The following is a 12,331-nucleotide window of genomic DNA, read 5'->3' on the forward strand; positions in this document are numbered from 1 at the left end:
CGCTGCCGCACGCGCAGTGCTCGCATCACTATTTTTCCGCACGTCTCGACACCTCCGATAACCCGCACCATCATTCCTGAAACGTGAATGATGACGGCCGCACGCGGCCGGGAGTGTGGAATGCAGCGTCGTGACTTTCTCAAGCTCTCCATCGGAACCGCAGCCGCCGCTGCGCTCGCCTCGCCTGCGATCGCGCAAGGCGCGGTGAAGGAAATTCGTGTCGGCTACCAGAAGAACGGCGTGCTGGTCATCACGCGCCAGCAGGCCGCGCTGGAAAAACATTTCACGCCCCTGGGCATCGAGGTGAAGTGGGTCGAGTTCTCCTCGGGCCCGCCGATGATGGAGGCGATGAATGTCGGCAGCGTCGATTACGGCGCGGTCGGTGATTCCCCGCCGGTGTTCGCGCAGGCCGCGGGCGCCGCGATCGTCTATGCCGCGGGCCAGCCCATCACCAACGGCCAGGGCATTCTGGTGCCGAAAGATTCGCCGATCCGCGCGATCGGTGAGCTGAAAGGCAAGCGTGTCGGCTTCACCAAGGGCTCCAGCGCGCACAACATCGTGGTGCAGACGCTGGAGAAGGCGGGCCTCACCTATGCCGACATCACACCGGTCTATCTGACGCCGCCGGACGCCGGCCCCGCCTTTGCCAATGGCAGCATCGAGGCCTGGGCGATCTGGGATCCGTACTTCGCGATCGGTGAGACCAAACAGAGCGGCCGCATCCTGATCAACGCGCGCGAGGTCACCAAGACCAATTCCTTCTACATCGCCAACCGCGACTTCGCGAAGAACCACGGCGCGATCCTGCAGCAGATCGTCGACGTCACCACCGCGACCGCCAGATGGGCCGAGCAGCATCGCGACGAGGTCGCGAAGTCTCTCGCCGCGGTGACCGGCATTCCGCTGGAGATCCAGACCATCGCGGCGAACCGGTCGTCCTTCGTCGTCGGGCCCGTCACCGATGACATCGTCGCGACCCAGCAGGGCGTCGCCGATCGCTTCTACAAGCTCGGACTGATCCCGAAGCCGATCGCGATCCGCGACATCGTCTGGCGCAACCCGGCAGCCTGATCGTGCCGACCAACCTTCCCACACACAGGGGTTTGAACATGAGGCGTATCATTCAGCGTCTGATCGCGGCCGTGGTGCTGTCGATCGGCATCGTCGCTGCCGCGGTCGGCACGTCCTACGGTCAGGACAAGGTGGTCCGCATCGGCTACCAGAAATACGGCAAGCTGGTGCTGCTCAAGAGCAAGGCCACGCTCGAGCCGAAGCTCGCCGCCGACGGCTACAAGGTGGTGTGGACCGAATTCCCCTCCGGCCCGCCGCTGCTCGAAGCCCTTAATGTCGGCGCGATCGATTTCGGCAACACCGGCGAAGCCCCGCCGATCTTCGCGCAGGCCGCCGGCGCGGCGATCCAGTACGTCGCCTATGAACCACCGGCGCCGAAGGGCGAGGCGATCCTGGTGCCGAAGGACAGTCCGCTGAAGTCGGTCGCCGACCTCAAAGGCAAGAAGGTCGCGCTCAACAAGGGCTCTAACGTCCACTACCTCCTGGTCAAGGCGCTGGAGAAAGCCGGCGTGAAATATTCGGAAGTTGAGCCCGTGTTCCTCGCACCCGCCGACGCGCGCGCCGCCTTCGAGCGCGGCGCGGTCGATGCCTGGGTGATCTGGGATCCGTTCCAGGCGGCAGCGGAGGCGGCCACCGGCGCGCGCACGCTCGCTGACGGCACCGGCATCGTCGCCAACTATCAGTTCTACTTTGCCTCGAAGAAATTCCTCGGTGCCAATCCTGAGATCGTCGACGTCGTGCTCGCCGAGCTCAGCACGGTCGACGACTGGGCCAAGGGCGACATCCATGCGGTGGCCGAGCAGCTTGCTCCGGCGATCGGATTGTCGGTGCCTGTGGTCGAGGTGGCGTTGAAGCGACAGTCCTACGGCATCAAGCCGATCACGGATGCCGTCATCGCCGACCAGCAGCAGGTAGCCGACGCGTTCTTCGCGCTGGGCCTGATCCCCAAATCCATCAAGATCTCCGATGTGGCTCGGAAGTCAGGATCGTGAGCAAGGTCATGAGCAAGCAACCCAACACCAACATTCTCTGGTTCCTGCCGACCCACGGCGACGGCCGCTATCTCGGCACCGGCGTCGGCGGCCGTGAGGTCAATTTCAACTATCTGCGCCAGATCGCGCAGGCCGCCGATCAGCTCGGCTATTTCGGCGTGCTGCTGCCGACCGGGCGGTCCTGCGAGGATTCCTGGATCGTCGCCTCCGCAGTCGCACCGTTCACCGAACGGCTGCGTTACCTCGTGGCTGTCAGGCCCGGCCTGCAATCGCCGAGCGTTGCGGCGCGCATGACCGCGACGCTCGATCGCGTCACGGGCGGCCGGCTGCTCGTCAACGTCGTCACCGGCGGCGATCCCGTCGAGAACAAGGGCGACGGCATCTTCCTCGGCCATGACGAGCGCTACGAGGTCACCCGCGAGTTCCTGGGCGTCTATAGCGACCTGCTCGCCGGCAAGACGGTCAATGTCGAGGGCAAGCACATCCATGTCGAGGGCGGCAAGCTGCTGTTTCCGCCGGTGCAGTCGCCGCGCCCGCCGCTCTATTTCGGCGGCTCCTCGGACGCCGGCATCGACGTCGCCGTCGATACCGTCGATAAATATCTCACCTGGGGCGAGCCGCCGGCCCTGGTGGCCGAGAAGATCGCCAAGGTGAGGGAGGTCGCGAGCGCGCGCGGCCGCAAGCTGTCCTTCGGCATCCGCCTTCATGTGATCGTTCGCGAAACCAACGAGGAGGCCTGGGGTGCCGCGAACGAGCTGATCAGGCATGTCAGCGACGACACCATCGCGCTGGCGCAGAAGAACTTTGCCCGCATGGACTCCGTCGGCCAGCAGCGCATGGCGCAGCTTCACGGCGGCAAGCGCGACAAGCTCGAGATCGCCCCGAACCTGTGGGCCGGCGTCGGCCTCGTGCGTGGCGGCGCCGGCACGGCGCTGGTGGGCGACGCCGAGACGGTGGCGGCCCGGATCAGGGAGTATCAGGAGATCGGCATCGATACCTTCATCATGTCGGGCTATCCGCATCTGGAGGAGGCCTATCGCTTCGCCGAGCTGGTGTTCCCGCTGCTCTCGCTGGAGCAGCCCTCCAACGTGACGAAGCTGCACTTCAACGGCGGTCCGTTCGGCGAGACGGTCGGCAGCGACTTCCGTCCGCAACATCGGGTGTCGCAGTCATGAGCGTGATCGACAGCGTTTCACTTCCGCGCAGCTTTCGTTTGCCGCGGATCGACGGCCTGATCCAGTGGATCGTGCCGCTCGCCATCATCGCGATCTGGCAGGTCGCCAGCGTGACCGGCTTCGTGCCGACGCGGGTGCTGCCGGCCCCGAGCGACGTCCTGCTCGCCGGCTGGAAGCTGCTGCTCTCCGGCGAGCTCGTCCGCAACATCTGGGTCTCGTTCTGGCGCGCCTCGATCGGTTTCCTGATCGGCGGCAGCATCGGCTTCGCGTTCGGCCTCGCCAACGGCCTGTCGCAGCTTTCGGCAAAACTCACCGACACCACGTTGCAGATGGTGCGCAACGTGCCGCATCTGGCGCTGATCCCGCTGGTCATCCTGTGGTTCGGCATCGACGAGAGCGCAAAACTGTTCCTGGTGGCGCTGGGCGTGTTCTTCCCGATCTACCTCAACACGCTGCACGGCATCCGCACCGTCGATCCGCAGTTGGTCGAGATGGGCCGCATCTACGGCATGACCGACGGCGAATTGTTCCGCCGTGTGATCTTCCCGGGCGCGCTGCCGTCGATCTTCGTCGGTATCCGCTTCGCGCTCGGCATCATGTGGCTGACCCTGATCGTCGCCGAGACCATCGCGGCGTCATCGGGCCTCGGCTACATGGCGATGCAGGCGCGCGAGTTCATGCTGATCGACGTCGTCGTGCTCTCGATCCTGATCTACGCCCTGCTCGGCAAGCTCGCCGACAGCGCCTCCCGCGTGCTGGAGCGTTTGACGCTCTCCTGGCACCCCGCCTTCCAGAAAAATTGAGCAGAGATACTGGGAATCACATGCAGACAGCCGTTCGTAGCTCCCTTCCGGAAACCGAGCTCGCCAGCCGCGCCAATTTTGCGCCTCACGCGCGCGTCGTGCGCGAGGCGCAAAGCACCGGCCTGCCGCTCAGCATCCGGGGCTTGCGCAAATCCTTCGGTAGCAACGAGGTGCTGCGCGGCATCGATTTGCACATTCCCGCCGGCCAGTTCGTCGCCATCGTGGGAAAAAGTGGTTGCGGCAAGAGCACGCTGCTGCGCCTCATCGCGGGCCTCGACAAGATCGACGCCGGCAGCATCAGCTTCGGCCAGGACATTCAGCCCGAGGACATTCGCGTCATGTTCCAGGAGCCGCGGCTGTTGCCCTGGGCCCGCGTGCTCGCCAATGTCGAGGTCGGCCTCGGCCGCGATCGCGCCTCCGCCGATGCGCATGCACGCGCCGAGAAGGCCTTGAGGGAGGTCGGGCTCGCCGACAAGCGCGACCAGTGGCCGTCGGTGCTGTCGGGCGGCCAGAAGCAGCGCGTCGCGCTCGGCCGTGCGCTGGTTTCCCGTCCGCGCGTGCTGGCCTTCGACGAGCCGCTTGGTGCGCTGGATGCGCTGACCCGGATTTCGATGCAGCGCCTTTTGGAGCGTGTCTGGCGCGACCAGGGCTTTACTGCGATTTTGGTGACCCATGACGTCGCCGAGGCCGTGGCGCTGGCGGACCGGGTGCTGGTGATCGAAGAGGGCCGCATCGCCCATGATGTCGTGGTTCACGCAGGCCGGCCGCGCCAGCGCGGCTCGGCCGAGCTTGCGGGTCTGGAGGGCTCGATCCTGAGCCACCTGTTGTCGGCGGACGATCGTACCTAGATACAAGGGAACCCCGTCTCGGGGACCATGCCATGAATGTAGTGCCTCGCGATCTCATGACTGAAATCCCCATCTCGTCCGCCGATTTCCGCGGCGCCATGCGCCATCTCACCGGCGGCGTCAGCGTCATCACGGCCGGGCGGGGCAAGGACATCACCGGCATGACGGTGACCTCGGTGACCTCGCTGTCGGTCGAGCCGCCGACGCTGCTGGTCAGCATCAATCGCGACGCCTCGTCCTTCCCCTTGATCCGGCGCCACGGCGCTTTCGGCGTGAACATCCTCAACGCCGACCAGCTCGACGTCGCCGAACGCTTTGCCGGCAAGGACGGGCTGAAGGGCGCTGACCGTTTCACGGGCGCCAAATGGGTGACGGCGGTCTCGGGCGTTCCGCTGCTCGTCGGCGCGCTGTCGGCCTTCGATTGCGAGGTCGAGGAGATCGTGGAGCGACATTCGCACGGCATCGTCATCGGCCGTGTCAGGAACGTCAGGAATTCCACCCGCAACGCGGCGCTGGCCTATTGGCATGGCCAGTACGTGGCGGTCGACCAGGACGAGGACGCCGCGAGGCTTGCGGACGTGAGCGTTCCCGCGCGCGGCCGGCGCGGCCTTTGATCGCGCGGGTGGCCGGCGCGGAAGGCTGGCCTTTTCCCCGTCATCGCTCTAGAAGCGCCTGAGCCTCCCGCCGGGACGGCAATGGAGCGGATCGATGAAGCGCGTCGCGACCTGGGCGTTCTATGCCATCGGCGCGCTGGCGATCGCCTATCTCGCGCTCTACGCCTACGCGATGTTCTCGGGCCAGCCCGTGATCATCCCCGGCGATCCCATCCACATCTTCCGCAAGCCGGACGCGCCGAGTTATTCGTAGACACTCGGGAGGTTTCGTAGGGTGGGCAAAGGCGCACTTGCGCCGTGCCCACCATCTCGTTCCCAATTGCCGTCAAATCGTGGGCACGCTTCGCTTTGCCCACCCTACGGCACCAGCATTCATCCCCTCAAAATCGCCAGCGCCAGCGCTTGCGCGCGCGGCACGATGCTGTCGATATCGAGATACTCCTCCGGCGTGTGCGCGAGGCCGCCGACCGGCCCGAGGCCGCAGATGGTCGGCGTGCCCACGGCGGCGGTGAAGCCGGAATCGGCGCAGCCGCCGGAGAACTCGCCCTGGAGCGTGGTGAGGCCGGCCTCTCTTGCAGCCGCCTGGTAGTTCTCGAACAGCGCCTTCGAATCCGCGCTCTGCACCACGGGCACGAACTCGCCCTTGATGGTCAGCGTCGCACGCGTGCCCGGCACGTAAGACGTTGCGACGATGGTCTCGATCGTGTCCATCACCCGCGCACGATCCGCGGGATCGACATAGCGCAGGTCGATCTGGCCCTCGGCGTAAGGCGCCGTGGTGTTGACGGACTGTCCGCCCGAGACCAGGCCGACATTGAGCGTGATGCCCTTGTCGAGATCCGTGAGCGCGTGGATCTGCACGATCTTGTGCGCGAGCTCGCCGATCGCGCTGACACCCGCGGCGAAATTGGCGCCGGAATGCGCGGCTTTGCCGGTGATGGCAAGATGCATGAAGATGCCGCCCTTGCGCCCCGTCACGATGTTGCCGGTGGGGCGGCCCGGCTCGGAATTGAACACGGCGCGGGCGGAGCGGCCTTCACGCTCGATCACGGGCCGCGAGGAGGGCGAGCCGATCTCCTCGTCCGAGGTGATCAGCAGCTTGATCGGATGCGGGTTGCCGCCGAATTTGTGGAAGGCGGTCGCGACGAAGATGTTCATGACGACGCCGGACTTCATGTCGGCGACGCCAGGCCCATAGGCGCGGCCGTCCCTGATCGTGAACGGGCGCCGCTCCGCTTCACCCTTGCCGAACACGGTGTCGCGGTGTCCCATCAACAGCACCGGCTTCTCGTTGCTGCCGGGCTTGGCCACCTCGGCATGGATCGCGTCGCCGAAGGCGTCGTGGCTCTCGCGCCGGAACGGAATGCCATGCTCGGCAAAATGCCGCTCGAACCGCGCACCGACCGCATCGACGCCCTCCTTGTCGTAGGAGCCGGAATCGATGTTCACGACATCGCGAAGCAGATCGATCATCGCCTGCCGCTGCGATGCCAGCCAGTCCGTGATTTGAGATTGAGACATGTTTACCCTCGTGGTTCTCACGCGGGGTTATAGGGCTTCGCATGCGTGCGACCTAGTCGGAGAACGCGGTGCGGCCATGTCCATCGCTGTCGTCCCCGCGAACGCGGGGACCCATACCGCGGAATCTATCGACTGAAGGCGATAGAGGTACCGAACGACGAATCTTCGCCAAACTCCCCCCTGGCGTAATGGGTCCTGGCTTTCGCCAGGACGACGGCGGAGGGTGGGGCGGCGGTGCGAGCCCCGCTCGCAAAGAAGAACGCCCGGGACCCGCCCCGGGCATTCTAACGCTTCGGTTCCGCCATTGCCTCCACACCGCGAAGCTGCGTCGCGACGACCAGCGCGCCGATCTTCCGACCCATGTCCTTGCCGACTTCGGTCGAGAACCGGTAGTGGAAGCCGGCCCAGATGCGCGCATTGGAGACTTCGTCGCTATAGTCCTGGAGCCGCGACCATTTGCGCGTGACCCCTGGCGCCGTCGGGCTGGTCAGTGAGAACTCGCCAAAATCTCCAACGACGGTCTGGAGCACGGTCGAAATTGCGGCCGAGATGATGCAGTGAGCGCAGGGATATTCAGGATGCATCGGCGTGTCCCCAAGCGGCAGCCAGGAGGGATCGCGAGGCGTTGCGGCATTCGAGGTCAGATCGGCATTGCGTATGGCCGTGATCGGGCGCCAGAAATTGTAATGGTACTTGGCGTCGAACACGGCAACGATGGCATCGTTCCCGGCAATCGACGTCAGGGCGAACAGGCGGGCGCAGTCGACGAGATCCACTCCCTTGGCCAAGGCGGCCTGCCTCACGATGGGATTGTAGGTGCGGGCGCCGACAGAGAACCAGAAGCGGCCGATCGTCGTCTGCTCGGGTGTCCGGGTCGGGCTGCCTCTGCCGCCGACCTCGCGGATTTCGTTGACGTCCCTGGTCCAAACCTCTGAATCGAGTGCCGGCGGTGGTCCGGGGCGAAACTGCGATCCGGACGCCATGACCCACGGCGTTGTCGCACCGGTGGTCGAGAAGAGCGGGACGACGGTTGGAATATAGGCGCCCGGTGTGGTCGGGGGCCGGTACGTTTCCACGGCGGCGCTGCCATCGTTCGCGCGAAGCTGGATGATCTGCGCCGCAGCTTCTTTCCCGAGCGCGATGCCGGCGCTCTTGGACTCGCCCTCGGCAATCGGCGTCAGCGCGTTCGTCAGTGTCGCATCCAGGTCCGGCTTGAGGTCCGGATAGATCGACAGCAGCACGTCGTGAGCCGCAACTGCCCCCGCGGCTTCCCGCGAGGTCGAACGCTCCGCGGACAGCGTGACCTTGTAAGGCGCGTAGCGGCGGTCGATCGCATTGACGGCCTCGAACATTGCAACGTGCATCATGGACAAGGCGCGGCTGTGCGGCGCCGGAAGAATCTGTTTCTCGGCGGCGATCGCATCGGCTTTGGCGTTCCAGTCCATGATTACGTCCGCGCGCGCAAGCGGCGCGGTGGCCGAGATCAGCGCTGCAATCAGCGAAAAGCGGGAGATCGTCCACGAAGCGTATTTCATGGCGTGCCCTTTCGGTTAAGGAGGTTCGCGAAACGCGGATGCGGCACCTCGCCGGCATCCTGCCAAGCGGCATCGGGACTCTAACGATGTTGCGGCGTGTCCTTTGTGAACTGCTTCACGCACCGTTCCTCCCGGCGCTGTCCCGGCCCCACGCGCAATTGCGCAGCAGGCGGGGACGACACCAGCATAGCACTACCCCGCAAAGAAAAATGCCCGGGACTGGCCCGGGCATTCGCATCTCAATTTTGTCAGAAGCCCTTACGCTCCCATCATCGGTATGCGCGGATACTCGCCCGGCGTTCCCGCGGGCGTGATCGGGATGCCGCCGTCGGAATATTCGTTGAGCTTGTTGCGCAGCGTGCGGATCGAGATGCCCAGGATGTTGGCGGCATGGGTCCGGTTGCCGAGGCAGTGCTTCAGTGTCTCCAGGATCAGGTCGCGCTCGACATCGGCGACGGTGCGCCCCACCAGCGCGCGCGTCACCTGCTCGGCGGCCATCGTGGCATGCGCCACGGCCGGCACGGTTTTCGCGAGGTCGAGGCGGTCGCCGTCCGGGGTGAGGATCGCGTCGGCTCCGATCTCGTCGCCCTGCGCCATCAGCACGGAGCGGTGCATGGTGTTTTCGAGCTCGCGGACGTTGCCCTGCCAGCGGTTGGCCGAGAGCACGCGGCGCGCTTCCGCCGAGATCGGGCGCACCGGCACTCCGTTGGCTTCGGCGTACTTCTTCACGAAGTGCTGAGCGAGCTCGAGGATGTCGAGGGGACGCTCACGCAGCGGCGGGATCTTCAGGTTGACGACGTTGAGGCGGAACAGCAGGTCCTCGCGGAACGTGCCTTCGCGCACGGCCTCGGCCAGATTGCGGTTCGAGGTCGCGATGATGCGGATGTCGACCGGCACCGGCTTGGTGCCGCCGACGCGGTCGATCACGCGCTCCTGGATGGCGCGCAGCAGTTTCGATTGCAGGCGGACGTCCATCTCGGAGATTTCGTCCAGCAGCAGCGTGCCGCCGGTCGCCTCCTCGAACTTGCCGATGCGGCGCGCGATCGCGCCGGTGAAGGCGCCCTTCTCGTGGCCGAACAGCTCGGATTCCAGGAGATGCTCGGGAATAGCGGCGCAGTTGATGGAGATGAAGGGGCGCTTGGCGCGCGCCGAGCGGGTGTGGACGTAGCGGGCCAGCACTTCCTTACCCGTTCCGGACTCACCGGTGACCATTACCGAGGCGTCGGATCCTGCGATCTGCTGCGCCAGCTTGATCACCTTCGCCATCGCCTCGTCGCGATAGACCAGCTCGCGGGAATCGTTGGCGACTGCGGCCAGCACCGCGGCTATCAGCTCCGGGTCCGGCGGCAGCGGGATGTATTCCTTGGCGCCGGCGTGGATCGCGGCGACCGCGGCGCGGGCGTCGTTGGTGATGCCGCAGGCGACGATCGGGGCATGAATGTGCTCGGCCTCGAGCCGCATCACGAGGTCCCGGATGTCGAGGGCGACGTCGACCAGCAGGAGGTCGGCGCCCTTGCCGCCGCGCAGCACGCGCATGGCCTGGTCGTGATCCTCGGCATGGGTCACGGTGGCGCCGTTGTCCATCGCGATCTTGGTGGCGGTGGTGAGCTGGCCCTTCAATGTGCCAACGATGAGAAGCCGCATGTCAGTCTCCTGTCCGTCTGGTCGCGCGCGCTATCAGCTGCGTTCGGTCTTGATGATTTCGGTCATGGTCACGCCGAGCTTGTCCTCGACCAGGACGACTTCGCCGCGGGCGACCAGCTTGTTGTTGACGTAGATGTCGATGGCCTCGCCGACGCGGCGGTCGAGCTCGAGCACGGTGCCGGGTCCGAGCTTCAGGAGCTCACTGACGTCCATCTTCGAGCGGCCGAGCACGGCCGAGACCTGCACGGGAACGTCGAACACCGCCTCGAGATCGGCGGCGGCACGCGCCGCATATTCGTCCTCGTTGTAGCCGACGTCCGTGCCGGTGGGCGGCATCGGGCCGTTGAGATCGGGCAGCGGGACCTGTCCGTCGGTGTCGCTCATGGCTTAGCTCCCCCTGCGGGACGCGACATAGCGTCCAACCATTTCGTCGATCTTGGCAGCGATGGCGCCGCGCTCCAGCACGACGCCGCCATCGGCCCATTCGATCCGGCAGTCGCCGGTCGCAATCTCCGGCTCGGCCAGGATCACCAGCCGTCCTTCGAAGCCGCTCTGCTTGGCGAGCCGCTCGATCTTCTCGCGGGCGCTGTCGTAGAGCGCGTCGTTGATGCGGACCACCAGATGCGGTGTCGCGACCAGATGCGAGAAGCAGTCCTTGACCAGTGCGACGATCTCGCCGAGCGGCTCGGCGGCGACCAGGTCTGCGCACAGCTTGCGCGCAACCGCCACCGCGACGTCGACCGCCTCGGTTTCCATCTTGGATTCGATGTTGCCGATGCCGGATGCGATGCCGCGGATGCCGATATTGATCTCTTCCATGGCAAGCGCGACGCGGCGGTCGCTCTCGGCCTTGGCCTCCTGCTGGCCGGCGGCAAAGCCGTCCTGATAGGCGCGCGCCTCGGCTTCCGCGACCTTCTGGGCGATCTCCGCAGCGGTCGCGGCCTTCTCGCGTGTCGTCCGCTCGGGCGCCGCGAAGTCGGTATCGAACAGGAATTTTGCCGGAGCGGCCATCAATACACCAGTTCGTCGTCGGCGCGGTTCTTGGTCAGCATGATCTCGCCCTTGGCGGCGAGATCCTTGGCGAGGTTGACCAGCAGCGCCTGGGCCTCGTCGACGTCGCGCAGCCGCACCGGGCCCATCGCCGCCATGTCGTCCTGGAGCATCTTGGCAGCGCGCGAGGACATGTTGCCGAAGAAGAAGTTGCGGACGTCCTCGTTGGCGCTCTTGAGCGCGACGCCGAGCTTGTCCTTGTCGACGTTGCGCATCAACGTCTGGGCCGAGCCGGAATCCAGCTTCACGAGGTCGTCGAAGGTGAACATCAGCGCTTTGATGCGCTCGGCCGATTCGCGGTTGTCCTCTTCCAGCGAGGTGATGAAACGGGTCTCGGTCTGGCGGTCGAAATTGTTGAAGATCTCCGCCATCACCTCGTGGGCGTCGCGGCGGCGGGTCTGCGACAGGTTGGACATGAATTCGGTGCGCAGGGTCTTCTCCACGCTCTCGATCACCTCCTTCTGCACCGCCTCCATCTTCAGCATGCGATTGACGACGTCGAGCGCAAGCTCCTCGGGGAAGATGCCGAGAACGCGCGCGGCGTGTTCCGGTTTCAGCTTCGAGAGCACCACCGCGATGGTCTGCGGATATTCGTTCTTGAGATAGTTGGCGAGCACCTCTTCCTGCACGTTGGAGAGCTTCTCCCACATGTTGCGTCCCGCGGGGCCGCGGATTTCGTCCATGATGCCGTTGACGCGCTCGGGTGCCAGATATTGCTGCAGCAGCCGTTCGGTGGCGTCGAAATTGCCCATCAGCGCGCCCGATGCCGACATGCGCGAGACGAATTCGAGCAGCATGTCCTCGACGGTGTCGACCTCGACGGTGCCGAGCGTCGACATCTCCAGCGAGAGCTGGCGCACCTCGTCGTCGTCGAGGAGTCCCCAGATCTTGCCGCCATATTGCTCGCCGAGCGCCAGCATCAGGATCGCCGCGCGCTTCGGCCCAGACACCGCTTCGACCGCGTTGCCCGCGCGGCTGCCGGCACGCTGGCCGAGCGTGGAAATGACGCTGGTGATGTCGTTCGAGTTGGCGTTTTGCAGACTGGCGGCCATGTCAGATCACTTCTTGATTCACTTGG

Annotated in this window: 13 protein-coding genes; 7 read left to right on the forward strand and 6 right to left on the reverse strand. The window is 65.5% G+C overall.

Annotated features, from left to right (window positions below; all coding sequences use genetic code 11):
- Positions 1 to 120: 120 nt before the first annotated feature.
- The 7 genes from GDN70_RS09300 (at position 121) to GDN70_RS34885 (ending at position 5,756) form a co-directional block, all read left to right on the forward strand.
- Positions 121 to 1,071 carry a sulfonate ABC transporter substrate-binding protein gene (locus GDN70_RS09300; protein ID WP_028140219.1) on the forward strand — a complete coding sequence of 317 codons (951 nt, stop codon included), beginning with the start codon at positions 121 to 123 and terminating at the stop codon, positions 1,069 to 1,071.
- A gap of 38 nt (positions 1,072 to 1,109) precedes the next feature.
- Positions 1,110 to 2,063: a sulfonate ABC transporter substrate-binding protein gene (locus tag GDN70_RS09305; RefSeq protein WP_028140218.1), complete on the forward strand. Its 954-nt coding sequence runs from the start codon at positions 1,110 to 1,112 to the stop codon at positions 2,061 to 2,063.
- 8 nt (positions 2,064 to 2,071) lie between these two features.
- Complete coding sequence (gene ssuD, locus GDN70_RS09310; RefSeq protein WP_097668382.1) at positions 2,072 to 3,238, forward strand: FMNH2-dependent alkanesulfonate monooxygenase; 1,167 nt, start codon at positions 2,072 to 2,074, stop codon at positions 3,236 to 3,238.
- A complete protein-coding gene (gene ssuC / locus GDN70_RS09315; RefSeq protein ID WP_038970845.1) occupies positions 3,235 to 4,041 on the forward strand; it encodes an aliphatic sulfonate ABC transporter permease SsuC in 807 nt (268 codons plus the stop codon). The genes ssuD and ssuC overlap by 4 nt, the downstream gene beginning before the upstream one ends.
- 20 nt (positions 4,042 to 4,061) lie before the next feature.
- Positions 4,062 to 4,889, forward strand: a complete 828-nt coding sequence (locus GDN70_RS09320; protein ID WP_028140215.1) for an ATP-binding cassette domain-containing protein — start codon at positions 4,062 to 4,064, stop codon at positions 4,887 to 4,889.
- 32 nt (positions 4,890 to 4,921) lie between these two features.
- Positions 4,922 to 5,503: a flavin reductase family protein gene (locus GDN70_RS09325; protein ID WP_038970844.1), complete on the forward strand. Its 582-nt coding sequence runs from the start codon at positions 4,922 to 4,924 to the stop codon at positions 5,501 to 5,503.
- 94 nt (positions 5,504 to 5,597) lie between these two features.
- Complete coding sequence (locus GDN70_RS34885; RefSeq protein ID WP_018318398.1) at positions 5,598 to 5,756, forward strand: hypothetical protein; 159 nt, start codon at positions 5,598 to 5,600, stop codon at positions 5,754 to 5,756.
- A gap of 119 nt (positions 5,757 to 5,875) precedes the next feature.
- Here GDN70_RS34885 and GDN70_RS09330 read toward each other — a convergent pair whose 3' ends face one another.
- The 6 genes from GDN70_RS09330 to fliG form a co-directional block, all read right to left on the reverse strand.
- Positions 5,876 to 7,024: a M20 family metallopeptidase gene (locus GDN70_RS09330; protein ID WP_038970843.1), complete on the reverse strand. Its 1,149-nt coding sequence runs from the start codon at positions 7,022 to 7,024 to the stop codon at positions 5,876 to 5,878.
- Between the two features lie 284 nt (positions 7,025 to 7,308).
- On the reverse strand, positions 7,309 to 8,559 hold the full coding sequence (locus tag GDN70_RS09340) for a vanadium-dependent haloperoxidase (RefSeq protein ID WP_038948487.1): 1,251 nt from the start codon (positions 8,557 to 8,559) through the stop codon (positions 7,309 to 7,311).
- A gap of 258 nt (positions 8,560 to 8,817) precedes the next feature.
- On the reverse strand, positions 8,818 to 10,203 hold the full coding sequence (locus GDN70_RS09345) for a sigma-54-dependent Fis family transcriptional regulator (protein ID WP_095426627.1): 1,386 nt from the start codon (positions 10,201 to 10,203) through the stop codon (positions 8,818 to 8,820).
- Positions 10,204 to 10,236: 33 nt separating this feature from the next.
- Positions 10,237 to 10,587 (reverse strand): flagellar motor switch protein FliN, encoded by a 351-nt coding sequence (gene fliN / locus GDN70_RS09350; protein WP_018318401.1) that lies wholly within the window; start codon positions 10,585 to 10,587, stop codon positions 10,237 to 10,239.
- 3 nt (positions 10,588 to 10,590) lie between these two features.
- Positions 10,591 to 11,214: a FliH/SctL family protein gene (locus GDN70_RS09355; RefSeq protein ID WP_018318402.1), complete on the reverse strand. Its 624-nt coding sequence runs from the start codon at positions 11,212 to 11,214 to the stop codon at positions 10,591 to 10,593.
- Positions 11,214 to 12,305, reverse strand: coding sequence for a flagellar motor switch protein FliG (gene fliG / locus GDN70_RS09360; RefSeq protein ID WP_028140210.1), 1,092 nt, complete (start codon positions 12,303 to 12,305; stop codon positions 11,214 to 11,216). Before fliG ends, GDN70_RS09355 begins: the two co-directional genes overlap by 1 nt.
- Between the last annotated feature and the right edge of the window lie 26 nt (positions 12,306 to 12,331).

Origin of the sequence: Bradyrhizobium sp. TM102, from assembly GCF_009176685.1 — a bacterium.
GTDB lineage: Bacteria > Pseudomonadota > Alphaproteobacteria > Rhizobiales > Xanthobacteraceae > Bradyrhizobium > Bradyrhizobium ottawaense.